Source organism: Achromobacter semiaridum (assembly GCF_053543755.1).
Map to the genome: position 1 here is coordinate 13,117 of NZ_JBLVOL010000121.1, position 23,784 is coordinate 36,900.

Annotated in this window: 23 protein-coding genes; 19 read left to right on the forward strand and 4 right to left on the reverse strand. The window is 65.9% G+C overall.

Translation table 11 applies throughout. The annotated features are described in order from the left end of the window. Positions 1–204 precede the first annotated feature (204 nt). Positions 205–1,089, forward strand: a complete 885-nt coding sequence (locus ACNPP0_RS25205; protein WP_332607491.1) for a crotonase/enoyl-CoA hydratase family protein — start codon at positions 205–207, stop codon at positions 1,087–1,089. 26 nt (positions 1,090–1,115) lie between these two features. Here ACNPP0_RS25205 and pdeR read toward each other — a convergent pair whose 3' ends face one another. Further along, on the reverse strand, positions 1,116–3,113 hold the full coding sequence (gene pdeR / locus ACNPP0_RS25210; protein ID WP_332607490.1) for a cyclic di-GMP phosphodiesterase: 1,998 nt from the start codon (positions 3,111–3,113) through the stop codon (positions 1,116–1,118). Between the two features lie 335 nt (positions 3,114–3,448). Next, positions 3,449–4,444: a Bug family tripartite tricarboxylate transporter substrate binding protein gene (locus tag ACNPP0_RS25215; RefSeq protein WP_332607489.1), complete on the reverse strand. Its 996-nt coding sequence runs from the start codon at positions 4,442–4,444 to the stop codon at positions 3,449–3,451. A 221-nt stretch (positions 4,445–4,665) separates the two neighbouring features. Here ACNPP0_RS25215 and ACNPP0_RS25220 point away from each other — a divergent pair, with 221 nt between their 5' ends. Together ACNPP0_RS25220 and ACNPP0_RS25225 are read left to right on the forward strand one after the other, a co-directional pair. Next, entirely contained in the window at positions 4,666–6,441 is a 1,776-nt protein-coding gene (locus ACNPP0_RS25220; protein ID WP_448707329.1) for an IlvD/Edd family dehydratase, read from the forward strand. 80 nt (positions 6,442–6,521) lie between these two features. Then, positions 6,522–7,205, forward strand: coding sequence for a GntR family transcriptional regulator (locus ACNPP0_RS25225; RefSeq protein ID WP_448707330.1), 684 nt, complete (start codon positions 6,522–6,524; stop codon positions 7,203–7,205). Positions 7,206–7,387: 182 nt separating this feature from the next. Here ACNPP0_RS25225 and ACNPP0_RS25230 read toward each other — a convergent pair whose 3' ends face one another. Continuing rightward, positions 7,388–8,296, reverse strand: coding sequence for a LysR family transcriptional regulator (locus ACNPP0_RS25230; protein ID WP_448707331.1), 909 nt, complete (start codon positions 8,294–8,296; stop codon positions 7,388–7,390). A gap of 126 nt (positions 8,297–8,422) precedes the next feature. Between ACNPP0_RS25230 and ACNPP0_RS25235 the strand changes: the two genes are divergently transcribed. The 16 genes from ACNPP0_RS25235 (at position 8,423) to ccmI (ending at position 22,319) form a co-directional block, all read left to right on the forward strand. Then, the gene (locus ACNPP0_RS25235) at positions 8,423–9,385 is read left to right on the forward strand and encodes a 3-hydroxyacyl-CoA dehydrogenase family protein (RefSeq protein ID WP_314357095.1); all 963 of its coding nucleotides are present in this window, start codon (positions 8,423–8,425) and stop codon (positions 9,383–9,385) included. Continuing rightward, on the forward strand, positions 9,382–10,236 hold the full coding sequence (locus ACNPP0_RS25240) for a beta-keto acid cleavage family enzyme (RefSeq protein ID WP_448707332.1): 855 nt from the start codon (positions 9,382–9,384) through the stop codon (positions 10,234–10,236). Before ACNPP0_RS25235 ends, ACNPP0_RS25240 begins: the two co-directional genes overlap by 4 nt. Before the next feature lie 309 nt (positions 10,237–10,545). Continuing rightward, positions 10,546–10,704, forward strand: coding sequence for a periplasmic nitrate reductase, NapE protein (gene napE, locus ACNPP0_RS25245; RefSeq protein WP_035212934.1), 159 nt, complete (start codon positions 10,546–10,548; stop codon positions 10,702–10,704). Positions 10,705–10,771: 67 nt separating this feature from the next. Then, on the forward strand, positions 10,772–11,044 hold the full coding sequence (locus tag ACNPP0_RS25250; RefSeq protein ID WP_448707363.1) for a chaperone NapD: 273 nt from the start codon (positions 10,772–10,774) through the stop codon (positions 11,042–11,044). Next, positions 11,028–13,523, forward strand: a complete 2,496-nt coding sequence (napA, locus tag ACNPP0_RS25255; RefSeq protein WP_448707333.1) for a periplasmic nitrate reductase subunit alpha — start codon at positions 11,028–11,030, stop codon at positions 13,521–13,523. The genes ACNPP0_RS25250 and napA overlap by 17 nt, the downstream gene beginning before the upstream one ends. Before the next feature lie 19 nt (positions 13,524–13,542). After that, the gene (locus tag ACNPP0_RS25260) at positions 13,543–14,031 is read left to right on the forward strand and encodes a nitrate reductase cytochrome c-type subunit (protein ID WP_332607477.1); all 489 of its coding nucleotides are present in this window, start codon (positions 13,543–13,545) and stop codon (positions 14,029–14,031) included. A 16-nt stretch (positions 14,032–14,047) separates the two neighbouring features. After that, the gene (locus tag ACNPP0_RS25265; protein WP_332607476.1) at positions 14,048–14,716 is read left to right on the forward strand and encodes a cytochrome c3 family protein; all 669 of its coding nucleotides are present in this window, start codon (positions 14,048–14,050) and stop codon (positions 14,714–14,716) included. Continuing rightward, positions 14,703–15,392, forward strand: coding sequence for a heme ABC exporter ATP-binding protein CcmA (gene ccmA / locus ACNPP0_RS25270; protein WP_448707334.1), 690 nt, complete (start codon positions 14,703–14,705; stop codon positions 15,390–15,392). The genes ACNPP0_RS25265 and ccmA overlap by 14 nt, the downstream gene beginning before the upstream one ends. After that, complete coding sequence (gene ccmB, locus ACNPP0_RS25275) at positions 15,358–16,023, forward strand: heme exporter protein CcmB (protein ID WP_448707364.1); 666 nt, start codon at positions 15,358–15,360, stop codon at positions 16,021–16,023. The genes ccmA and ccmB overlap by 35 nt, the downstream gene beginning before the upstream one ends. A gap of 8 nt (positions 16,024–16,031) precedes the next feature. Continuing rightward, positions 16,032–16,820: a heme ABC transporter permease CcmC gene (gene ccmC, locus ACNPP0_RS25280; protein WP_448707335.1), complete on the forward strand. Its 789-nt coding sequence runs from the start codon at positions 16,032–16,034 to the stop codon at positions 16,818–16,820. Beyond that, positions 16,817–17,026 carry a heme exporter protein CcmD gene (gene ccmD / locus ACNPP0_RS25285; RefSeq protein WP_448707336.1) on the forward strand — a complete coding sequence of 70 codons (210 nt, stop codon included), beginning with the start codon at positions 16,817–16,819 and terminating at the stop codon, positions 17,024–17,026. The genes ccmC and ccmD overlap by 4 nt, the downstream gene beginning before the upstream one ends. A gap of 71 nt (positions 17,027–17,097) precedes the next feature. Next, the gene (gene ccmE, locus ACNPP0_RS25290; RefSeq protein ID WP_448707337.1) at positions 17,098–17,625 is read left to right on the forward strand and encodes a cytochrome c maturation protein CcmE; all 528 of its coding nucleotides are present in this window, start codon (positions 17,098–17,100) and stop codon (positions 17,623–17,625) included. Next, positions 17,622–19,646, forward strand: coding sequence for a heme lyase CcmF/NrfE family subunit (locus tag ACNPP0_RS25295; RefSeq protein ID WP_448707338.1), 2,025 nt, complete (start codon positions 17,622–17,624; stop codon positions 19,644–19,646). Before ccmE ends, ACNPP0_RS25295 begins: the two co-directional genes overlap by 4 nt. Then, positions 19,643–20,164 (forward strand): DsbE family thiol:disulfide interchange protein, encoded by a 522-nt coding sequence (locus ACNPP0_RS25300; protein WP_448707339.1) that lies wholly within the window; start codon positions 19,643–19,645, stop codon positions 20,162–20,164. Before ACNPP0_RS25295 ends, ACNPP0_RS25300 begins: the two co-directional genes overlap by 4 nt. Positions 20,165–20,334: 170 nt before the next feature. Beyond that, the gene (locus ACNPP0_RS25305) at positions 20,335–20,796 is read left to right on the forward strand and encodes a cytochrome c-type biogenesis protein (protein WP_448707340.1); all 462 of its coding nucleotides are present in this window, start codon (positions 20,335–20,337) and stop codon (positions 20,794–20,796) included. Then, the gene (gene ccmI, locus ACNPP0_RS25310) at positions 20,793–22,319 is read left to right on the forward strand and encodes a c-type cytochrome biogenesis protein CcmI (protein WP_448707341.1); all 1,527 of its coding nucleotides are present in this window, start codon (positions 20,793–20,795) and stop codon (positions 22,317–22,319) included. Before ACNPP0_RS25305 ends, ccmI begins: the two co-directional genes overlap by 4 nt. A gap of 8 nt (positions 22,320–22,327) precedes the next feature. Here ccmI and ACNPP0_RS25315 read toward each other — a convergent pair. After that, a partial coding sequence (locus tag ACNPP0_RS25315) for a molybdopterin dinucleotide binding domain-containing protein (protein ID WP_448707342.1) occupies positions 22,328–23,784 on the reverse strand: 1,457 nt, incomplete at its 5' end.

The window sequence follows — 23,784 nt, forward strand, 5'->3', positions numbered from 1 at the left end:
ATCCGTTGCGGCGATGCGCCCCCTCGCCCGAGAGGGCGAGTCTTGCCATGCGTTGTTGTGGATTTTGCTTTCTTCACTCCGGAGTTTGACCTACGGCCAAGTCTGGCCAGCCGGACGAGATTTGCATGAGACGGCACCCGGAAGGTCTGGTTTAGGCTGACCCGGCAGTACTCCGACTCACCTTGATCGATTGGACGAAAGCAAATGAATCAACTCATTCATACAGACTGCCATCCCTTCACCGCCGCGGGAAACATGAAGCAGATATCCGCCTTTTATGAGGAGGGACGTCGAGTCATGTGGATGATGCTGCGTGCGCAACCGCGGCCGTGCTTCAACCACGAACTTATCGACGAAATCATGACCCTGGCGCGCGCCGCCAAGGATTCCGGCCTGCCGATCGACTTCTGGGTCACGGGCTCGCTGGTGCCGCAGATCTACAACGTGGGCGGCGACTTGAACTTCTTTGCCGAAGCCATCCGCACCGGCAAACGCGAAGCGCTGCGTGCCTACGCCCGAGCTTGCGTGGACTGCGTACACGCCGCCTCGCGCGGTTTCGATACAGGAGCAATCTCGCTGGCCATGATCGAAGGCACGGCGCTTGGCGGCGGCTTTGAAGCCGCGCTGGCGCACCACTTCGTGCTGGCGCAGAACAATGCGCGCATGGGCTTTCCGGAAATGGCGTTCAACCTGTTCCCCGGCATGGGCGGCTATTCACTGGTGGCGCGCCGGTCCGGCATGAGGCTGGCCGAAGAGCTGATCAGCTCGGGCGAATCGCACACGGCGGAATGGTTCCACGGCAAGGGGCTGGTGGACACGTTGTTCGAACCGGGCGAGGCGTATCGCGCCACCCGCACGTTCATCGACGTGATGCGGCCCAAGCTGAACGGCATACGCGCCATGCTGCGCGCTCGCCAGCGCGTGCTCAACCTGTCGCGTTCCGAACTGATGGACATCACCGAGGACTGGGTGGAAGCCGCGTTCTCGATTGACCCGAAGGACCGCGCCTACATGGAACGCCTGGTGCTGGCGCAGAACCGTCGCAGTGCCGTCAGCAGCGACGCCGCGCAGGAAGCCACCATGCACTAAGCAAGCCTGCCGCGGCGCGGGCGGCATCAAGCAATCAGATGCAGCCGGCGCCGTTGGGCCAACCAGGTGACGAATTCGGACGCGGGCATGGGCTTGGCGTACAGGTAGCCCTGCTTGGCGTCCACGCCCAGCGTGTCCAGGAACCCGGCTTCTTCGGTGGTTTCCACGCCTTCGGCGATCACCTTCAATTCCAGCGTGCGCGCCACCGCCACGATGGCGCGGGCCAACGCCTGCGACACCGGATTTTCGTTCACGCCGCGCACAAAGCTGGCGTCCAGCTTGATGGCGTCCAGCGGTATGCGCGCCAGTTGCGACAGCGACGAATAGCCGGTGCCGAAGTCGTCCAGGTGCACGCGCGCGCCCAGTTGTCGGAACTGCTTGATAAGGTCGATGGCGGCGCCCTCGTCTTCGATCAGGCAGCTTTCGGTAAGCTCGATATCCAGCATGCACGGGTCCAGCCCCGCGTCGCCGATGGCACGCATGAAGTCGCTGACCACGCCCTTGTCATCCAGCTGGCGGGCCGACATGTTGATGGCGATGCGGATGTTCAAGCCGTCGCGTTTCCAGGCGGCGGCTTGGCGCGCCGCTTCGCGCATCACCCACACGCCCAGCGGCGAGATCAGGCCGGATTCTTCGGCATAAGGGATGAAGGTGCCGGGGCAGACCATGCCGCGTTCGGGCGAGCGCCAGCGCAGCAAGGCTTCAACGCTGTGTACTTCGCCGGTGCGGCCGACCAGCTTGGGCTGGTAGTACAGCATCAGGTGGTTCTCGGCCAGGGCCTTGCGCAGGTTGGTGTCCAGCCACACGTAGTCGGCGTTGCGGCGGTCCATGTCAGGCTGAAACACGCGGTAGGTGTGGCGCCCTGCTTCCTTGGCCACGTACATGGCGATGTCGGCGCTGCGCACCACGCTGTCCAGGTCGGCGCCGTGATCGGGGTACATCGCGATGCCGATCGAACAACTGGTGTAGACCTCGATCAGGCCTTGCCGGAACGGCTCGCGCAAGCGTTCGATGATGCGTTCGGCGGTGGCTTCCAGTTCCCAGGCCTGCGCCTGTTCCTGCAACACGATGAATTCGTCGCCGCCCAGGCGGGCCAGCGTCTGGCCGGGCGACAGGCAGGTTGAGATCGCCACCGACACGGCCTTGAGCAAGCGGTCGCCAAAGCCGTGGCCGTAGTGGTCGTTGATGCGCTTGAAGTTGTCCAGATCCAGGAACAGCACGCCGCCGCGCCCCTCCTGCCCCGCCGCCAGCGCCGCCTTCAAGCGCGCGGTGATGGCGTGGCGGTTGGGCAGGTTGGTCAGCATGTCGGTGTTGGCCAGCACGCGCAGGCGTTCCTGCGCCGCGCGTTCTTCGGTAATGTCGGTGCCCGAGCAGATCAGGTAGACGCGCTTTTCACCGCTGCCGCTGGTGACGAACTTATTGCGGAAAAGGAATAGGCGCGGGCCCTTGACCGTGTTGATCAGGCGTTCCACTTCGTACGACTGCCCGCGCTTGTAGAACTCGGCGATATTGCGGCGCGAGGCAATGGCCTCTTCGCGCGTCATGAACATTTCGAACACGCTGCGTCCGACGATGTCCTGTTCGCGCTTGCCCGTGTATTCCTCGCTAAGCTTGTTGAAGCGTTGCACGCGGCCGTTCTGGTCCACGATGACGATTACCGAATTGGCCTCGGACACTACGGTTTCGGCAAACGACAGGCCTTCAACCAGGTCCTTGGCGACCGACTCGGTATCGGAATGGGCGGACGCGGTGCCGGCCCATTCATTGGGATTGATCTTGCGGCCCACCAGGTGCAAGCGCAGCACGTCGCCATACAAGGCGATGTCGATGCGTACGCTGGAGGTAATCCCCGTCAGCTTTCGAACAATGTCAGCCTGATCCGGCCTGAGCGCCATCGCGACATTCGTCGCCCCCTTGATGGCGGCCAATTCCATGGCGTCGCTATCGGCCGACAGACGCCAATAAGGGCTGTGCGTACCGAAGTGCGTGTACAGGATCGACTTTTCGTCTTGATTCTCTGTCATCGTGGTATCCCCCCACTGTCCTAGGCTGGACCGCAAAGAACATTACGGCCTAGTCCGAACAGGGTCAATACCCGTGTGCGGCGCACAAATCCTGTATTGCGAATTATTGCATCGGCTTTTCCGCCGACCGGCCGCACGAAGCACTTCCCATCGGCAATTAATGCGTGGTTTCCCCTTTGCACGAACGTGTTGTTGCGCGATGCCCGGTGGCGTTGCACAAAAAATAACGCCGAAGATTCGCGAGAATCTTCGGCGTGCGATCAACAACAATAAGGCGACACCAGGCCAATGTCCCGGTCGATGTCCCGGGCCATGTCCCGATCAATAAGGCGGGATCAGTCCCCCTTCACACCCGCCTCGTCGATCACCTTGGTCCAGCGGGCCAATTCGGCAGACACCCGGGCGCTGGCATCGGCCGGCGTCGTCCAGGTGGCGATGGCGCCCTGGTTCAACAACGAAGCCTGCACCTGCGGCTTGGCCAGAATCTTCTTCAATTCGCCGTTCAGGCGGTCGATCACCGGCGCGGGCGTATTGGCGGGCGCAACGATGCCGAACATCGAGCTGACTTCAAAATCCTTCAGGCCCGCTTCGGCAGCAGTCGGCACATCAGGCAGCGCGTCCACGCGCTTGGGCGAGGTCACCGCCAGCGCGCGCAGCTTGCCCGCCTTGATGTTGGCCTGCGCGGCCGGCACGGTTTCGATCATGCTGAGCACCTGGCCGCCCATCAGATCGGTCATGGCGGGGCCGCTGCCCTTGTACGGCACGTGCAGGATGTCGACACCCGCCGTTCGCTTGAACATTTCGCCCGCCAGATGCTGCGGCGACCCGTTGCCGGCCGACGCCATGGTGATGTAGCCGGGCTTGGACTTGGCCAGCGCGATGAATTCGGACAGCGTCTTGGCCTGCACCGACGGGTTCACCACGAACACCAGGGGCACGGTGCCTACGATGGACACCGGCGCAAAGCTCTTTTCCACGTCATACGTGACGCGGCCGCGATACAGCGCGGCGTTGATGGAGTGGCTGGTCAGCGCGCCCATCAACAGCGTGTAGCCGTCGGGTTGCGCCTTGGCGACCTGGTCCGCGCCGATGTTGCCCGCCGCCCCCGCACGGTTTTCCACGATGACCGATTGGCCCAGCGCGCCCGTCAGTTCCTGCGCCAGCACGCGGCCGATCACGTCGGTGGCGCCTCCGGGCGGGTACGGCACGATCAGGCGGATGGGCTTGTCGGGATAGGCATCGGCCGACAAAGCTGGGGCGGACACGCCGGCGCACAAGGCCAGCAGGGAAAACAGGACGGCACGGCGCGGCCGCAGACGCAGGTCTGACATATAGGTCTCTCCAGCCGGGATGAGTATAGGAATGGACGGACGCCCGGCTCGTCAACCGCGCCAGTGTAGGAGCCGAAACTTGATTGAAGAATCAGAATTTTTCTATCGACTGATCGGAAATTTCGATCAGTATTTTGGGTTCCGAAAACCGCTTGCAGCCGCTTTCAAAGGCTGGCTATGATCTTGCACCTGGATTATCAATAATATTATCGGGACTGAATATGACGGACGAGACCAAGGGCGCCAAGCCCGCGATGGGCCCTTTTGACAGCGACAGCGCAACCGCGCAGGGCGTGGCGCGCGGGCTCACCAACTACGGCGACAAGGGCTTCTCGCTGTTCTTGCGCAAGGCGTTCATCAAGGGCGCCGGCCTGTCGGATGACGCACTGGCTCGTCCCATCATCGGCATCGTCAACACGGGCAGCAGCTACAACCCGTGCCACGGCAATGCGCCGCAGCTGATCGAAGCCGTCAAGCGCGGCGTCATGCTGGCGGGCGGCCTGCCGATGGACTTCCCGACCATCTCGGTGCACGAGAGCTTCTCGCAGCCCACCAGCATGTACCTGCGCAACCTGATGTCGATGGACACCGAGGAAATGATCCGCGCGCAGCCCATGGACGCCGTGGTGCTGATCGGCGGCTGCGACAAGACCGTGCCCGCGCAGCTGATGGGCGCCGCCTCGGCCGGCGTGCCCGCCATTCAGTTGGTGACGGGGTCGATGCTGACCGGCTCGCATCGCGGCGAACGCGTGGGCGCCTGCACCGATTGCCGCCGCTACTGGGGCCGCTATCGCGCCGATGAGATCGACGCGCCGGAAATCGCCGACGTCAACAACCAGCTGGTCGCCAGCGTGGGCACCTGTTCCGTGATGGGCACGGCCAGCACCATGGCCTGCATCACCGAGGCGCTGGGCATGATGGTGGCGGGCGGCGCGTCGGCTCCCGCCGTTACCGCCGACCGTGTGCGCGTGGCCGAACGTACGGGCGCCACTGCCGTGGCCATGGCCGCATCGCGCCTGACGCCCGACCAGATCATCAACGGCAAGTCCATCGAAAACGCCTTGCGGGTGCTGTTGTCGATCGGCGGGTCCACCAACGGCATCGTGCACCTGACCGCCATCGCCGGCCGCCTGGGTATCGACATCGATTTGGCCGGGCTGGACCGCATCAGCCGCGAAACCCCCGTGCTGGTCGACCTGAAGCCGTCGGGCCAGCACTATATGGAAGACTTCCACGACGCCGGCGGCATGCTGGCGCTGCTGCGCGAGTTGCGGCCTTTCCTGCACCTGGACGTGATGACGGTATCCGGCCGCACGCTGGGCCAGGAACTGGATGACGCACCCGCGCCCTTCAAGCAGGACGTGATCCGCACGGCCGCCGCCCCCATCTACCCGGTGGGCGGCCTGGCCGTGCTGCGCGGCAATTTGGCCCCGGGCGGCGCCATCATCAAGCAGTCGGCCGCCAACCCCAAGCTGATGGAACACGAAGGCCGCGCCGTGGTCTTCGAAGACGCCGAGGACATGGCGCGCCGCATCGACGACGACGCGCTGGACGTGACCGCCGACGACATCCTGGTGCTCAAGCGCATCGGGCCGACCGGCGCGCCGGGCATGCCGGAAGCCGGCTACATGCCGATCCCGAAAAAGCTGGCGCGCGCCGGCGTCAAAGACATGGTGCGCATTTCGGATGGACGCATGAGCGGCACGGCGGCCGGCACCATCGTGTTGCACGTCACGCCCGAATCCGCGATCGGCGGCCCGCTGGCTTACGTGCAAAATGGCGACCGCATCCGCCTGTCGGTCGCCAACCGCGAAATCGCACTGCTGGTGGACGATACCGAACTGGCGCGCCGCGCGGCCGAAAACCCGATCACGCGTCCGACGGCAGACCGCGGCTACCGCAAGCTGTTCCTGCAAACCGTGACGCAGGCCGACCAGGGCGTTGATTTCGACTTCCTGCGCGCCGGCGTTACGCACGACACGGTGCCCAAGAAGTAAATGGGCCCGGTGTAACTTATCTGGCTTGGAACCCCTGGCGCGGATCGCCGCAAAGCAAACCGACCCGACAACCCTCCGACATGAACGCCATCACGCCCGACGCCCTGCAAGCAGAGGCCCCCGACGCCACGCAATCCGCGGTGGCAGCCCTGGAAGAAGACATCGTCTTCGGCCGGCTGCATCCGCGCCAACGCCTGACCGAAGACGAGCTGATGGCGCGCTTTTCCATGAAGCGCCATGCGGTGCGCCAGGTGCTCACCGAGCTGGAACTGTTGGGCGTGGTCGAAAAAAAGCGCAATGTCGGCGCCGTGGTGCGGACATTTTCCGCACGTGAAGTCATGGAGCTGTACGCGTTGCGCGAGGTGCTGGAAGTTCACGCCGCCAGCCAGATGCCGCTACCCGTTCCCGAAGCGCGGCTGGCGGCTTTGATCACGGTCCAACGCGAACACGACGCCGCCGTGGCCGACGGCGACGCACGCCGCGTGTTCCGCAGCAACCAACGCTTTCACCGCGAATTCTTCGGCCTGCTGGACAACGCGGTGCTGGGCCAGGCCATCGAGGAATACGCCCGCCGCACCCACCCGATCCGCTTCGGCACCCTGGTCGCCGCCGGCCCTCGCGAACGCGCCAGACAAGAACACTGGGCCATGATCCACGCACTGCGCGACGGCGACCGCGAGGCCTTGATGACAGTCTGCCGGGACCATTTGCTGCCTTCGCGCGACGCGTATCTGGCGTCGGAGCAAACGCGGCTGCGAGCGTGATGCGCGGCGCAGGCAGGGCCGATTCGGCTTAAGCCCCCGGTTCGGCCAGGACGCGCGGCCTGACTGTTACCCAAGTTGGCGACTCGCATCGCAAGCCCTACTTGGAAATACGGATAAGCCCCACGAACGCGCCAAGAACACCCCCCACGAACGCGCCCGACGAACGCCCCATCACCGCCCCCTCACCTGCCTTGCAACGCCAGATATTCCCTCAGCGTGCCCACCAACGCCGCCGCCGCTGGCGACAAACTACGGTTGCGTGACGTGACCAAGCCAATCGACCTTTCCGCCACCGGCCCGATCAATGGGCGTTGCACGATCCCCGTCTGCGATACCGCGCCGGCGGCGATTTCGGGCAGGGCCGCCACACCGAAGCCGCATTCCACCATCGCCACAATGGTCGTCAGGTGCTCGGCTTCGAACGCGGGCGTGAAGCGGATGCGGTTTTGCAGGAAGGCCCATTCCGTGTATTGCCGCACGCTGCTGGGCTGCACCATCGACACGTGCGCGGCATTGGCGGTGTCGGCCCAGCGCAGCGGACCGCCTGATTTTGCCAAGGCGTGCGACTCGGGGATCAGCAGCAAAAAGCTGTCGGACATCAGCGGCACGTAATGCAGGTCGGCGTGTTGGGGGTCGGCGGCGGTCAGGGCGAAGTCCACCTCGCCCGCGCGCACGAGGTCGAACGCGGGGCCCGACAAGGTGTCGCGCACTTTCAGGGCGACGTGGGGGTGTTCCTGCCGATAGGCCATCAGCACGCGGGGCAGCAGGCGCGCGGCCAGCGACGGCAAAGCGGCGACCGACACCTGGCCCTGTTCCGCGCTGGTGACGCCGCTGACGGCGGCAATGGCGTCGCGGAACGCAACCTGCAAGGTGGCGGCCTGCTGCATGAAGACCTCGCCCGCCGCCGTCAGCCGCACCGTGCGCGTCGTGCGGTCGAACAGGCGTACGCCCAACGCCTCTTCGATGCGTTGTATCTGCGTGGATAGCGCCGACTGCGACAAATGCAATTGGGCCGCCGCCTGCCGGAAGTTCAGCGTGCGGCCCAACACCAGCGTGGTATCGATGTCGCGCATCGAAAGATTGATCTGCATGTCCCCAAACACCTCGGTTTTTATTGATCTGGTTTATCGATCATTCTATCCAAAAAATCTGATTCATCTATCAAACCGGCTTCTCTACACTCGCCCCCAACGACGATGCAATGACAGGAGCAAACCATGCAGACGGACGCAACTGCGCTGCCCAACCCGGGCGCGGCGCATGCAGTGGTGGTGGGTGGCGGCACGATGGGCGCGGACGTGGCGGTGGTGCTGACGCGCGCCGCCTGCCGCACCACCGTGATCGAATCGAACGCCGAACGCGCGGCGGGCCTGCCCGCGCGCGTGGCCGAAAACCTGAAGACGATCGGGCGCGAAGCCAACGCCCCGCTGCTGGCCACGGCTGCCAGCCTGGACGACGTGGACTGGTCCACCGTGGACCTGGTCATCGAATGCATACCCGAACGGCTGGACATCAAGCAGGCACTGTTCGCGGACCTGGCGCGGCGCGCGCGCCCTGACGCCATCCTGGCCAGCAACAGCTCCAGCTTTCCGATCAGCGCCATCAGCCAGGGCCTGGACACGCGCGGCCGCATGTTGGGCCTGCATTTCTTCATGCCCGCGCACCTGGTGCCGCTGGTGGAAGTGGTGCTGGGCGAAGCCAGCGATAACGCCTGCGCCGATTCGTTGATAGCTTTCATGCGCCGTTGCGGCAGCGTGCCGGTCAAGGTCAAGCAGGATTTACCGGGCTTTCTGGCCAACCGCTTGCAGCACGCGCTGTCGCGCGAGGCGTTTGACCTGATCGACCGTGGCATCGCGTCCCCGGAAGACGTGGACGCCGCCGTACGCTTCGGCTTTGGCTTTCGCTTCCTGGCGGCCGGCCCCGTCATGCAGCGCGACCACGCCGGCATCGACGTACACGCCGCCGCGGGCGCCACGATGTATCCCACGTTCTGCAACGCCGATCACCCCGCGCGCTGCCTGACCGAACGCGCCGCCGATGGCCGTCACGGCATGAAGGCGGGCGAAGGTTTCTACGCCTGGACGCCCGAAACCATTGCCGCCGAACGTGCCCGCTACGACCGTTTGCTGCGCGCCGGCCTAGACCTTATCAACCCGGAACTGCCGGAGATCCAGCCTTGAACGCCCCTGCCCTGCCGCGCGCCGCGCTGGCCGAATCCCCCGTCATCATCACCGTGGCGCCCAACGGCGCCTACAAGAAAGCCGCCGACCATCCGGCCGTGCCGCTGACCGCCGACGACTTGGCGCGCGAAGCACGCGCCTGCCTGGATGCGGGCGCCGGCATGATGCACATGCACGTGCGCAAGCCGGACGGCAGCCACCTGCTGGACGCCACCGCCTATCGCGACGCCCTGGCCGCCGTGGAACGCGCGGTGGGCCGCGAGTTGCTGGTGCAGGTCACCAGCGAAGCCGCCGGCGTGTACAAGGCGGCCGAGCAGATTGCGTTGGTGCGCGAACTGCAACCCGAAGCCGTGTCGATCGGCCTGCGCGAAATCGCCGTGCCGGACATTCCCGAGGCCGAGCTTGCAGCGTTCCTGGCCTGGTTGGCCGAGCGCCGCATCATGACGCAGATCATCCTGTACGACGAAGGCGACGTGCGGCGTTGGTTGTCGTTGCGCGCGCGCGGAATGGTGCCGCCGGGCGCGTGGTCGGTGCTGTTTGTGCTGGGACGCTACAGCGCCGGGCAGACCTCGTCGGCGTATGACCTGCTGCCCTTCCTGGGCGCGTACGATCAGTCCTTGCCCTGGGCGGTGTGCGCGTTCGGCCCCGAGGAAAACGCCTGCGTCACAACGGCGGCGGCGTTTGGCGGCCACATGCGCGTGGGCTTTGAAAACAATTTGAAGCTGCGCGACGGCAGCATCGCGCCGGACAACGCCGCGCTGGTGCGTCAGGTAGCGGACGGCGCACGCGCGCTGGGCCGCCCTATCGCCACCGCCGCCGACGCGCGCCGCATCTACGGGGCCATTGCCTGAACCCGTAGACGTATCCCCGCCGCTGCCGGATTGTGGATGGCGGATCGCGTGCCTGATGCCTCGCCGGATCAATCCGGCCAGCGCGTCCGGCACGCTTTTTTTATCGCCCGGCAATCGCGCGTGCGTCGCCGCGCCATTGCAGCGTTCTTACCTGCCCCCGCCGCGATAGCGCCGCGCCGGGCTTGCTTATTGCAGCGCCGCAAAAGTGTTTCGCCGTCATGCAACATTGACGCAATGTAAAAGCACTGCTAAAAACTTCGACATCCGCACGTTCAATGCAATACCCCGACTGTTCAAGTGAGGTGGTGTGTGCAAAACGAGTCTGATGGCTACACCAAGCCTCAGGAGCTGCGAAGTTTTCTGTTCCTGACGGCTGTCATGGCCCCCGTCCTTACGGTCATCATCGTGGCGGGCTACGGGTTCATCGTCTGGTTCTATCAGCTGATCGCCGGCCCCCCGGGCAGCTGATGCCACGCGACGGAAACCCTTCCATGTCCGTGCTCCCCCCAATGCGCCGCCCCCGGCGCCGCCCGAGCTGCACATCGCCAGTCTGGTTGTGCATGCCCAGCCCCACCGCCTGCCCGACGTGCGCGCCGCCATCCTGGCGATAGCGGGCTCGGACATCCACGGCGCGTCCGACACCGGCAAGCTGGTCGTCACGCTGGAAGCGCCCACCACCGACGACATGATGGCGCGGATCTCCGAGATCCAGCGCCTGGATGGCGTACTGGCTTCGGCGCTGGTCTACCAGCATGCCGACACGCTGGCCGCGATGAACGAGGAGATTGGCGATGCCCATGGCTCGTAGAGATTTCATCAAGCAATCCGCCGCCGCGGCCGCCGCCACCGTGGCCGGCATTCCCATCGTCGGCATGACGCAGAACATCGTGACCGAATCCGAGGCGGCCAAGCTGAAATGGTCGAAGGCGCCCTGTAGGTTCTGCGGGACCGGCTGCGGCGTGAACGTCGCGGTCAAGGACAACCAGGTCGTGGCCACGCACGGCGATTTCAATGCCGAGGTGAACAAGGGGCTGAATTGCGTCAAGGGCTATTTCCTGTCGAAGATCATGTACGGCAACGACCGGCTGACCACGCCGCTGTTGCGCATGAAAGACGGCAAGTACGCCAAGGACGGCGAGTTTGCCCCCGTGTCCTGGGACCAGGCCTTTGACGTGATGGCCGAACAGTTCAAGCGCGTCCTGAAAGACAAGGGACCGACCGCGGTTGGCATGTTCGGCTCGGGCCAATGGACCATCTGGGAAGGCTACGCGGCACTCAAGCTGATGAAGGCGGGGTTTCGGTCCAACAACCTGGACCCGAACGCGCGCCATTGCATGGCGTCGGCGGCGGTGGGTTTCATGCGCACCTTCGGCGCCGACGAACCCATGGGCTGTTATGACGACATCGAGAACGCCGACGCCTTCGTGCTGTGGGGCTCGAACATGGCCGAGATGCACCCCATCTTGTGGACCCGCGTGACCGACCGCCGGCTGTCCGCGCCCAAGACGCGCGTGGTGGTGCTGTCCACCTTCGAGCATCGCTCGTACGAACTGGCCGACCTGACGCTGACCTTCACGCCGCAGACCGACCTGGCCATCCTGAATTACATCGCCAACTACATCATCCAGACCAAGCGGGTGAACCGCGATTTCGTCGACAAGCACACCGTATTTCACGAAGGCAATACCGACATCGGCTATGGCCTGCGCCCCGACCATCCCTTGCAAAAGGCGGCCAAGAACGCGGACAAGGCGGGCGGATCCAAGCCCATCACCTTCGATGAATTCGCCAAGTTCGTCTCGAAATACGACTTGGAATATACGTCCAAGCTGACCGGCGTCCCGCAAAAGCAATTGCAGGATCTGGCCGAACTGTACGCCGACCCGAAAATCCGCGTGACCTCGTTCTGGACGATGGGTTTCAACCAGCACACGCGCGGCGTCTGGGCCAACAACATGGCCTACAACATCCACCTGTTGACGGGCAAGATCTCGACACCCGGCAACAGCCCGTTCTCGCTGACGGGCCAGCCGTCGGCCTGTGGCACGGCGCGCGAGGTGGGCACGTTTTCGCATCGGCTGCCGGCCGACCTGGTGGTGACGAACCCGAAGCATCGCGCCCACGCTGAAGAAATCTGGCAGCTGCCCGCCGGCACCATCCCCGACAAGGTGGGCGCGCATGCGGTGTTGCAAAACCGCATGTTGAAGGATGGCACCATCAATGCCTATTGGGTGATGGTGAACAACAACATGCAGGCCGCCGCCAACCTGATGAACGAAGGGCTGCCCGGCTACCGCAACCCGGCCAACTTCATCGTGGTGTCGGACGCCTACCCCACGGTCACGACCATTTCGGCCGACCTGATCCTGCCCACCGCCATGTGGGTGGAAAAAGAAGGCGCCTACGGAAACGCCGAACGGCGCACGCAGTTCTGGCATCAACTGGTGAACGCGCCCGGCGATGCGTGTTCCGACCTGTGGCAGCTGATGGAGTTTTCCAAGCGCTTCAAGGTGGAAGAAGTCTGGCCGGCTGACCTGCTGGCCAAGAAGCCGGAGTATCGCGGCAAGACGCTGTTTGACGTGCTGTACGCCAACGGCAAAGTCAACAAATTTCCCAATAGCGAATTGAATGCGGAATATGAAAACCAGGAAGCCCGGGCATTCGGCTTCTATGCGCAAAAGGGCTTGTTCGAGGAATATGCCGAGTTCGGCCGGGGCCATGGCCACGACCTGGCACCCTTCGACACCTACCACGAGGTGCGCGGTTTGCGCTGGCCGGTGGTCAACGGCAAGGAAACCCTGTGGCGCTACCGCGAAGGCAGCGACCCCTACGTGAAGGCGGGCGCGGGCTTTGAGTTCTACGGCCACCCGGACGGCCGCGCCATCATCTATGCCCTGCCTTACGAGCCGCCGCCTGAATCGCCGGACAAGGAATACCCCTTCTGGCTGTCTACCGGCCGCATCCTGGAACACTGGCATTCGGGGTCCATGACGCGGCGCGTGCCCGAGCTGTACCGCGCCTTTCCAAACGCGGTCTGTTTCATGCACCCGGACGATGCGCAGGCCATGGGATTGCGGCGCGGCGTGGAAGTCGAAATCGAATCGCGCCGCGGCAAGATGCGCACCCGGCTGGAAACGCGCGGACGCAACAAGCCGCCGCGTGGCCTGGTGTTCGTGCCCTGGTTCGACGCCGGCCAGCTGATCAACAAGGTGACGCTGGACGCCACCGACCCGATCTCGTTCCAGACCGACTTCAAGAAGTGCGCGGTCCGGATCGTCAAGGTTTGACGACCACGGGGAGACAGCCATGAACCACCGCGCCGCCGCCATCGCCATCGCCCTAGTTGCGGGTGTGCTGTTGACTTCCGCCGCCCGCGCTGCCCCGCCGCTGGAGGTCGAAGACCCCATGCGGGGCCCCACGCCCATTGCCGACGAGACCGACCCGCCCTTGATCAGCCCCATCGAGAACAAGGACATCAAGCGGATGCGGACGTATTCGATGCAGCCGCCCACCATTCCGCACAAGATCGATGGCTATCAGATCGACAAGAACTACAACCGCTGCCTGTCCTGCCATGCCCGCGTGAACACCGAGGAAACCCAGGCGCCGCCGCTCAGCGTCACGCATTACATGGACCGCGACAGCAACGTGCTGGCCGAGGTGTCGCCGCGCCGGTATTTCTGTGTGCAATGCCACGTGCCGCAGGCCGAGGCCAAGCCGCTGGTGTCCAACACCTATGAGGACATCGACGTGATCCTCAAGCGCCTGACCGCCCCCGCCACAGGCAAGAAGTAACGGACAGGATGCCGCCATGGTCAAGCTTCTGAAGCGCTACTGGAACATCATCCGCCGCCCCAGCGTGCATTTCAGCCTGGGCTTTCTGACGATAGGCGGCTTTATTGGCGGCATCCTGTTCTGGGGCGCCTTCAACACCGCGATGGAGCTGACCAACACCGAAAAATTCTGCACCGGCTGCCATGAAATGCGCGACAACGTTTACGCGGAATTGAAAGGCACCATCCACTTCACCAACCGCTCGGGCGTGCGCGCGCTGTGCTCCGATTGCCATGTGCCGCACAACTGGACAGACAAGATCGCGCGCAAGATGCAGGCGTCCAAGGAAGTGTGGGGCAAGATCTTCGGCACCATCGACACGCGCGAAAAGTTCGTGGACAAGCGGCTGGAACTGGCGCAGCACGAATGGGCGCGTTTCAAGGCGAACGATTCGCTGGAATGCCGCAACTGCCACAACTACGAATACATGGACTTCACGCGCCAGAGCGTGCGTGCGCAGAATATGCATTCCACGTATCTGGCGGACAAGTCCAAGACCTGTATCGACTGCCACAAGGGCATCGCGCATACGTTGCCGCATATCCCGCCGGCGCAAACATCAAACGCAGCGCCGGCGGCCGGTGCCACCCAGGAAATCGCCAAGGCCGGGCCAGCCAAGGTGGAGCCCGCCAATGCGGCCCGCTGACGCGCCCGCGCCCCTGCTGGCCGCCAACGGCCTATGCTGCCCGCGCGGCGGTGTGCCGGGGCAAGGCGTGGGCCCGTTGCACTTTGATGTGCATGCCGGGCAGTTACTGCATCTGCGCGGCGCCAACGGCAGCGGCAAAAGCAGCGTGCTGCGCATGCTGGCCGGTTTGCTGCGGCCCATGGCCGGCTCGTTGCAGGCGCTGGGGCGGGACGTGTTCCGCGACCCGTCGTCGTACCACGCGCGCGTGGCGTATCTGGGCCACGCCAACGCGCTGTGCGGCGACCTGACCGCGCTGGAAAATCTGCGCTACTGCCTGCATGTGGCGGGCGTGCCGCAAAGCGATGACGCCATCACGGCAGGGCTGACGGCCTGGCGCCTGAACGCCTGCCTGCACACACCGGCGGCCCGTTTGTCGCAAGGCCAGGCGCGCCGGGTGGCGTTGGCCGCCGTCATGCTGGGCGGCAAGCCGTTGTGGCTGCTGGACGAGCCCGATGCGGGGCTGGACGCGGCCAGCCTCGAACAACTGTGGACCGAACTGAATGCGCACCTGGACGATGGCGGCGCGGCGGTGGTGGCCTGCCATCGGCAGCCCGCCACCGCTTCCAATCGCTTGCAAACCCTGAACATGGATGACTACGCGGATGCTGGTTACGCTGTCTCAGTTGGTGTTGCGTGACATCCGGCTGGCCTGGCGGCGACCCGCCGACACGCTGGGCGCGACGTTGTTTTTCGTGGTTGCCGGATCGCTGTTTCCGCTGGCGGTCGGCCCCGACCCGGCGCTGCTGCGCGCCATCGGGCCCGGGGTGCTGTGGGTGTGCGCGCTGCTGGGCATCCTGCAGAGCCTGCATCGCCCGTTCTCGCAGGACCACGACACCGGCGCGCTGGAACAGCTGCTGGTCTCGCCGCATCCGTTGCCGCTGCTGGTGGGCGTGAAGCTGGCGGCGCACTGGTTTAGCGGCTGCGTGCCGTTGATACTGGCCAGCCCCATCCTGGCATTGCAATTCGATCTGCCGCCGCAAGCCATCGGCGTGCTGGTGTTGTCCCTGCTGCTGGGCACGCCCACGCTGGCGTTGGTGGGCGGCCTGGGCGCGGCGCTGACGCTGGGCCTGCGCGGCGCTGCGCTGTTGCCCCTGCTGGTGTTGCCGCTGTATGTGCCGGTGCTGATATTCGGCGCGGGCGCGGTGTCTGCCACGCATGCCGGGTTGGGCGCGGGGCCGCAGCTATCGCTGCTGGGCGCATGCCTGTGCCTGGCGATTCTGCTTTGCCCCTGGAGCGCGTCCGCCGCGCTGCGCGTGGCGTTGGAATGAGGGACCCCATGCAGAAGCGACCTGTCTTCGATTCCGGTTCCATTGCAAGAGCGGAAGCAAGCGCCGGCTATGGCTGGATGCGCTATGCCTCTGCCGCGCTGTTCTACCCGCTGGCCGGTCGGCTGATTCCCTGGCTGGCGCTGGCCGCCGCATTGTTCGGCGCGGCGGGCTTGGTCGTGGGGCTGGTCATCGCGCCGCCGGACAGCCAACAGGGCGAGGTCTACCGCATTCTGTTCATACACGTGGCGGCCGCCTGGATGTCGATGTTGCTGTACCTGGTGATGGCGGCATATGCCACGCTGGGCCTGGTCTACAACACGCGCCTGTCCTTCATGATGATGCGCGCGCTGGCGCCCACCGGCGCGCTGTTCACGTTCCTGACCTTGTGGACCGGCGCGCTGTGGGGCAAGCCCACCTGGGGCGCGTGGTGGGTCTGGGATGCGCGGCTGACCTCCGAGCTGATTCTGCTATTTCTGTACCTGGGCTTCATCGCGCTGCAAGCGGCCACCGACGATGTGCGCCGGGCCGACCGCGGCGGCGCCATCCTGCTGCTGGCCGGCGTGGTCAACGTGCCGATCATCTATTTTTCGGTGCAATGGTGGAGCACCTTGCATCAGGGCGCATCTATCAGCCTGACCACCGCGCCCAGCATGGCGCGCATCATGGTGGCCGCCATGCTGCTGATGGTGGCGGCGTTCTGGCTGTACAGCGCGGCGGTGGCGCTGGCACGCGTGCGTGGCCTGATCGCGCAACGCGAACCGGGCGCCGTGCGCCCCAGCCGACCGGAGGCGCCATGAGCTGGGACGCGTTGTTCTCGCTGCAAGGCCATGGCCCTTACCTGCTGGGCGCCTACGGCGTGACGGCGGCGTTGATGGCGCTGGAGGTATTTTCGCTATGGCGCCGCGCGCGCAAGCGGTCCGGCATGCGCGCGCCGCGCCAGCAGTTCAGCCCGCCCCCATCGCGCGGTTTGTCCGACCCACCCGCTTCGTCGGGGCGCCCATGAGTCCGTCGAAGCCCCGGTCCATGAGTCCCGCACCTGCTCCCGTCCATGAGGCCCGTCCATGAAGCCCGTCCATGACCCCGCGTAAGCGCCGCGCATGGGCCATCGCGGGCGGCCTGGCGTTGTTGGCGATGGCCACGGCGCTAGTGTTGAACGCGCTGCAATCAAACCTGGTGTTCTTCTTCAGCCCCAGCCAGGTCGAGGCCAACGAGGCGCCACGCAGCGGCAGCTTTCGCGTGGGGGGTTTAGTCGAACAAGGCTCGGTGCGGCGCGAACCGGACGGCGTCACCTTACGCTTCATCGTGACCGACACCGCGCACACCGTGCCCGTCACCTACCAGGGCCTGCTACCCGACTTGTTCCGCGAAGGCAAAGGCGTGGTGGTTGCCGGCAAGCTGGATGCCGACGGCGTGTTCCGCGCCACGCAGGTACTGGCCAAGCACGACGAAAACTACATGCCGCCGGAAGCCGCCGACGCGCTCAAGCGCGCGCGCAACGCCCCCAGTGGCGTCGATGGCGGCGCCGGCAAGGCCGGCGGCACGCCGGGCAGCGCGGCCAACAACCTTGCCGCTGCCGGCACCTTGCGCCCGGAGGCCCGATGATTCCCGAGATCGGCCTGTTCAGCCTGATCCTTGCGCTGCTGGTGGCGTTGGCGCAGGCGACGCTGCCACTGATCGGCGCGGCCACCGGCTGGCAGGCGGGGTTGCGCGTGGCACGCCCCGCCGCCGTGGGCCAGTTCTGCCTGACAACGCTGGCCTTCGGCTGCCTGGCGTGGTCGTTCGTCGATAACGATTTTTCGGTGTTGTATGTGGCGGGCAATTCGCATGCCGACCTGCCCGCGGCCTATCGCTTTGCCGCCGTGTGGGGCGGGCACGAGGGCTCGCTGCTGCTGTGGCTGTATCTGTTGTCTGCCTGGACGCTGGCGGTTGCCGTCTTCAGCCACCGCCTGCCCCTGCCCTTTACCGGCCGCGTGCTGGCGGTCATGGGCTGGATCAGCGTGGGCTTTCTGCTGTTCATGCTGTTCCTGTCCAACCCGTTCGAACGGTTGATGCCGCCCGCCATGGCCGGCCGCGACCTGAACCCGCTGCTGCAAGACCCCGGCATGATCGTGCACCCGCCGATGCTGTACATGGGCTACGTGGGCTTTTCCGTGGCCTTCGCGTTTGCGATTGCGGCGCTATTGTCCGGTGAGCTGGACGCGCTGTGGGCGCGCTGGGTGCGGCCCTGGACATTGGCCGCGTGGACGTTCCTGACCGTGGGCATCCTGCTGGGCAGCGCATGGGCCTACTACGTGCTGGGCTGGGGCGGCTGGTGGTTCTGGGACCCCGTCGAAAACGCGTCGTTCATGCCCTGGCTGGCCGGCACCGCGCTGATCCATTCGCTGATCGTCACCGAGCGCCGGGGCGCATTTCGCAGCTGGACGGTGCTGCTGGCCATCTGCACGTTTTCACTCAGCATCCTGGGCACGTTCCTGGTCCGGTCGGGCGTGCTGACATCCGTGCATGCGTTTGCCGTGGACCCGGGACGCGGCCTGTACATCCTGGCCTTCATGACGGTGATCGTCGGCGGCTCGCTGGCGCTGTACGCGTGGCGCGCGCCATCGGTGGGCCTGGGCGGCGGGTTTGCATTGCTGTCGCGCGAATCCCTGTTGCTGTCCAACAATGTGGTGCTGACGGTGGCGGCGGGCGCGGTGCTGTTGGGCACGCTGTACCCGGTGGTGCTGGACGTATTGGACTGGGGCAAGATATCCATCGGCCCGCCTTACTTCGAAGCGGTGTTCGTGCCGCTGATGACGCCCGCGATCTTCTTGATGGGCGTGGGCCCGGTAGCGCGCTGGAAACAGGCCGAAGTACCCGACCTGGCGCGCCGGCTGCGCGTGGCCTTCGCCGTCAGCGTGGTGACCGCCGTGGTCCTGCCGTTGGCCATGCCCGGGCCGGCGCGCCTGGGCTCGCCGCTGGTCATGCTTGGACTGTGGCTGGCCGCCTGGTCGGTGGCATCCTGCGGCGCGCACGCGTGGCAAAGGTTGAACGATGGCGCCAACGGGCGATGGCTGCGCCGCCTGGCACGGCAGCCGCGATCCTGGTATGGCATGTTGCTGGCGCACGCGGGCATCGGCGTCTTTATCGCGGGCGTCACGTTGGCCAACGGCTATGAAGTCAAGCACGAGATCCGGATGGACGTCGGCGCCACCCAGGAAGCGAGCGGCTATGCATTCACCTTTGCAGGCATCGCGCCCGCCACCGGCCCCAACTACACCGCCCAGCGCGCCCGGTTCACCGTCACGCGCGACGGCCAACCGGTGGTGACGCTGTATCCCGAAAAACGCCTGTACACCGTGCAGGACATGGCGCTAAGCCAGGCCGACATCGACACCGGCCCCACGCGCGACCTGTTCGTGGCGCTGGGCGAACCGGTGGACGATGCCGGCGGTAACACGGCCTGGACGGTGCGCATCCAGGTCAAGCCCTTCATGACGTGGATCTGGGCCGGGTGCCTGTTGATGGCGCTGGGCGGCTTGCTGGCGGCGGGCGACAAGCGCTATCGCCGGCAGCAGGAAGCCGTCGCACGCCAGAACCCGCCCGCCGTGGCGCCGGCCCGGCGTCAAGCCCGGGAGGGCTATTGATGCGCTACGCGCTGCCGCTGGCTGTCTTCATGGCAATGGCCGTGTTCCTGGCGATGGGCCTGTCGCGAGATCCGCGCGCCGTGCCATCGGCCATGATCGACAAGCCTGCCCCTGCCATCAACCTGCCCGTGCTGCAATCGCCCGGCGAACGGCTGGACGTGCAGGCGCTGCGCGGCCAGGTCTGGCTGCTGAACGTGTGGGCCTCCTGGTGCGCGCCGTGCCAGGAAGAAGTGCCCGTGCTACGCGAGGCCGCCCGGCAATACGCCATCCCGCTGTACGGCCTGAACTACAAAGACCAGCCGGACGACGCCGCCGCCTGGCTGGCACGCAACGGCAACCCGTACGTCGCGTCGGCCAGCGACACGGACGGGCGCGTGGGCATTGAATATGGCGTGTACGGCGTGCCGGAGACCTTCGTGATCGACGGCGCGGGCCGCATCCGCCACAAGCATTTGGGCTTGATCACACCCGAGATCTTTCGGTCGCGGATATTGCCGATCATCGAGGCGCTGAAATGAGACGGCGGCATAAACCCGGGATAGCAGGATTGACGGAGCTAAGGCCAACGCTGCCTTCGGAACCGGCGCGAACATCGACGGCCGTCTTGGCGTTCTTGCCGCCGTTCTTGCCGCCGTTCTTGGTGTCGTTCGTGATGCCACTCGTGATGTCACTCGTGATGCCAGTCTTGATGTCGCTCGTGATGTCATTCGCGTTGTCATCCGGCGCATCAGCTGTGCAGGCCGCTTCGCCCCCCGCCCCTGCCGCCCTGCCCGCGCTATCGCCCGCCGACCAGCAACGCGCCGACAAGCTGGCGCACGGGTTGCGCTGCCTGGTCTGCCAGAACCAGAGCCTGGCTGACTCCAACGCGCCGCTGGCGCATGACATGCGCAAGCTGATCCACGCGCAATTGGCCGACGGCCGCAGCGACGCGCAAATCATGCGGTTCTTTGAAGACCGCTATGGCGACTTCGTGCGCTACGACCCGCCCTTCAAGCCCATTACGTGGCTGCTGTGGCTGGGCCCGTTCGCCCTGCTGGCGTTGGGCTTCTGGGTGTTGCTGCGCACCCTGAAGCGGCGCGCCGTGGCGCGCGAACCGCTGACGGCCGACGAGCGCGCACGCGCCGCGAACTTTCTGGACACCGGCCCATGACCACGCTTTGGATCATCGTCGTGCTGCTGTTGCTGGCAACCTTGCTATGCCTCATCCCACCTCTGCTGCGCCGCGCGCCGTCCACCGCGCCCGCCGCTGACGAAAGCCTGCGCGCTTTCTATCTGGCGCAGCGCGAGCAATTGCAGCGCGACGTGCGCAGCGGCAGCCTGACGCCCCAGGCCAGGCTGCGCGCGGAAGAAGAATTGCAGCGAGAACTGCTGCAAGACCTGGCGGCCAGGCAGCCCCGCGTGGGGCCGGCGGGCGGCCAGCGCGCCGCCTTGGCCGCCGCCTGCCTGTTGAGCGTGCTGGTGCCCGTGGCTGCCGTGTTGCTATACGGCAAGCTGGGCAATCCGCGCGCGGTGGCGGACATGACGGCCACGCGCGCGGCGCCCGCGCATGCCAACATGGCGCGCGGCAACGCGGCGAACGGTGTACAGAACGGTGCGGGGATCGACCCGTCGATTGGTTTGCAGAACGGTGCTGCGAGCGACCCGGCAATCGGTGCGGCGCCGAATAATCCGGCAGCCAATGACAACGACAGTGACAACGCCAACGACATGGCCGTGGCCATCAACGCCCTGGCCCAGCGGCTGCGCGCCGCGCCGGACGATGCCGACGGCTGGTACATGCTGGCCCGGTCCTATGAAACGCTGGGGCGCTACACGGACGCCGTGGCGGCGTATCGGCAGGTGTTGCGCCGGGTGCCGGGCCAAGCCGTCGTCTTGGCGGACCTGGCCGACGCGTTGTTGTCCGCCAACCAGGGCAAGCCCGACGCCAACGCCATCGCGGCGGTGGCCGAAGCGCTGGCCAATGACCCGGATCAGCCCAAGGCGCTGGCACTGGCCGGCATGATGGCGTTGCGCCGGGGCGACGCGGCCGAGGCGCTGGGCCATTGGCAGCGGCTGCAAGCGTTGCTGCCGGCGGACTCCGACGCGGCGCGCCAGATCCAGTCGAACATCGCGCAGGCACGCGCCATGGCGGCCGGCGCATCGGTCTTGCCGACGACTGGCGTCAAAGACGGAGCACCGGTCATGCCGGCAACTGACGCCAAAGACAACGAACCGAGCATGCCGACCCGTGGCGCCCCAGGCGGCGAACCCGTCATGCCGGCCAGCGGCCTTCAGGCCGGCGCACCGTCGGCCAACAACGCAGGCGGTAATGGCAACGCCATGGCTAGCCCCGCCCGCCTATCCGGCACGGCGCGCATCGCCGACGCGCTTCGCGATCGGGTGCAGCCCGGCGATACGGTCTTCATCCTGGCGCGCCCGGTCTCGGGCTCGCGAATGCCGCTGGCCATCACGCAGTGGCGCGTCTCTGATCTGCCGCGCGTCTTTGTGCTGGATGACGCAAGCGCCATGTCGCCGGACGCGACGTTGTCCAAGGCAAGCCGCGTCCGCGTCGAGATCCGCGTCAGCCGCTCGGGCAAGGCCGCGGCGCAGCCCGGCGACCTGTCGGGCGTGCTGCCCGACGTGGACATCCGGGCCAGCGACCTGGAGCTGGTGGCAGACACCGTGGTGCGCTGACGCGCGCCTCAGACCCGCTCGATCCGCGCCGGCAAGCCCTGGCGCACGGCCGCGCCGGAGACCCAGTCGATCCACACGTTGGCGTGCGCGCCACGCGTGGCGTCGCCAAAGCCCAGGTCGTTCAGGTTCACCCCCGCCGCCAGCGACGCGTCGTGCGGCATGGGTTTGCCGTCAATGAGGTGCGCCCGCGCGCCCAGCTCGGTATGGCCGTATCCGTGTTCGATGCCGACGGCGCCCGGCTGGATGCCATCACGCAACAGCGCCAGCCCGCTCACCGCGCCGCCCGGCGTCACGATGCGCACCGCATCGCCGTTGCGGATGCCCAGCCGTTCGCCGTCCTGGCGGTTGATCGACACGGGGTTATGCGGATGCACCTGCCGAAGCCGGTTCACGCCGATAGACATCGAACTCATCAGGTTCGACTTGAACGAAGTCAGCAAGAACGGCCAATCCCGCGGGGAGTACTCGGCGCGCACGTCGCGCCCATCCGCCAGGCGCGCCGGATACCACGTCGGGCAACCGCTATAACGCTCGCCCGTCATGGCGTGGCGGAACCCGGCAAGGTCTTCGCTCCATACGTGCAGCGGCTTGGTGTACGCGGCGCGCGTCTGCCGGCCCGTGGCGCTTTGCACCCAGGCGTCGTCCATTTTGTCGAAGCGCCCGCCCCGGCTCATCAGCATCGCCACCTGCCGCCATTCACCAGGTTGCAGCTTGTGTTGCAGCAGGTCGCGATAGCGGTCCACACCGGTCAGGGCCATGTCTTCGTCGGTGGCCTCGGGCACGGCGCGGCCGCCCGCGAACGCGATGTTGGCCATGCCGCGCAAAAAGAAATCCTCGGGCGTGTCCAGCGCATGCTTGCCGCCGTCCTTGTCCGTGATGGCGTTGGCGCCGAAGCCCGGCATGCCCAGGCGCTTGGCGCAGGCGATCAAAAAGGTTTCCAGGCAGACCGGTTCATCGGTTGCCGTGCGCGCCACCAACGGCTGGACGGCGGGCCAGCGCACAGTGGACGCCTTGGCGACCACGTCGGCCCACGGCGCCGACACGCCCCAGCTTTCATAGGTAACGGTGTCGGGCACGATGTAGTCGGCCAGCGCGTTCGTCTCGTTGATGAACGGGTTGATCGACACCGACAGCGGCAGGATGCGCGGGTCCTTCATCTTGTCGGCCAGCAGGGTCTTGAAGCCCGCGATGCCGTAGACCGGGTTGCTCATGTGGTTGAACCACACCTTGGCGCGATACGGGTACCCCGCGAGCGCGGACGCCAGCATTTCGGAACTTAACCCGCCGGTGGCCGGATACCACGGCGCCGACGCCGGATACGCGGGCTGGCCCGCCGCCTTCTTGCGCGAAAATTCGCTGGACTTCTCGTAGGGAAAACGGTTGCGCGACAAGGCAACGCCCTTGGGCGCGGCGCGGTTGGCGAAGCCGGCGATGTTGTAGCGCGGGCCCGGGCCATAAGGCGGGC

Excerpts from the sequence above, each read along its gene's own strand:
- ACNPP0_RS25265 (WP_332607476.1), top strand. The coding sequence starts at position 14,048 with ATGGTCAAGCTTCTGAAGCGCTACTGGAACATCATCCGCCGCCCCAGC.
- ACNPP0_RS25215 (WP_332607489.1), bottom strand. The coding sequence starts at position 4,444 with ATGTCAGACCTGCGTCTGCGGCCGCGCCGTGCCGTCCTGTTTTCCCTG.
- pdeR (WP_332607490.1), bottom strand. The coding sequence starts at position 3,113 with ATGACAGAGAATCAAGACGAAAAGTCGATCCTGTACACGCACTTCGGT.
- ACNPP0_RS25260 (WP_332607477.1), top strand. The coding sequence starts at position 13,543 with ATGAACCACCGCGCCGCCGCCATCGCCATCGCCCTAGTTGCGGGTGTG.
- ccmB (WP_448707364.1), top strand. The coding sequence starts at position 15,358 with ATGCTGGTTACGCTGTCTCAGTTGGTGTTGCGTGACATCCGGCTGGCC.
- ccmI (WP_448707341.1), top strand. The coding sequence starts at position 20,793 with ATGACCACGCTTTGGATCATCGTCGTGCTGCTGTTGCTGGCAACCTTG.
- napA (WP_448707333.1), top strand. The coding sequence starts at position 11,028 with ATGCCCATGGCTCGTAGAGATTTCATCAAGCAATCCGCCGCCGCGGCC.
- ccmD (WP_448707336.1), top strand. The coding sequence starts at position 16,817 with ATGAGCTGGGACGCGTTGTTCTCGCTGCAAGGCCATGGCCCTTACCTG.
- ccmC (WP_448707335.1), top strand. The coding sequence starts at position 16,032 with ATGCAGAAGCGACCTGTCTTCGATTCCGGTTCCATTGCAAGAGCGGAA.
- ACNPP0_RS25220 (WP_448707329.1), top strand. The coding sequence starts at position 4,666 with ATGACGGACGAGACCAAGGGCGCCAAGCCCGCGATGGGCCCTTTTGAC.
- ACNPP0_RS25205 (WP_332607491.1), top strand. The coding sequence starts at position 205 with ATGAATCAACTCATTCATACAGACTGCCATCCCTTCACCGCCGCGGGA.
- ACNPP0_RS25235 (WP_314357095.1), top strand. The coding sequence starts at position 8,423 with ATGCAGACGGACGCAACTGCGCTGCCCAACCCGGGCGCGGCGCATGCA.
- ACNPP0_RS25230 (WP_448707331.1), bottom strand. The coding sequence starts at position 8,296 with ATGCAGATCAATCTTTCGATGCGCGACATCGATACCACGCTGGTGTTG.
- ACNPP0_RS25225 (WP_448707330.1), top strand. The coding sequence starts at position 6,522 with ATGAACGCCATCACGCCCGACGCCCTGCAAGCAGAGGCCCCCGACGCC.
- ccmE (WP_448707337.1), top strand. The coding sequence starts at position 17,098 with ATGACCCCGCGTAAGCGCCGCGCATGGGCCATCGCGGGCGGCCTGGCG.
- ACNPP0_RS25295 (WP_448707338.1), top strand. The coding sequence starts at position 17,622 with ATGATTCCCGAGATCGGCCTGTTCAGCCTGATCCTTGCGCTGCTGGTG.
- ccmA (WP_448707334.1), top strand. The coding sequence starts at position 14,703 with ATGCGGCCCGCTGACGCGCCCGCGCCCCTGCTGGCCGCCAACGGCCTA.
- ACNPP0_RS25305 (WP_448707340.1), top strand. The coding sequence starts at position 20,335 with ATGTCGCTCGTGATGTCATTCGCGTTGTCATCCGGCGCATCAGCTGTG.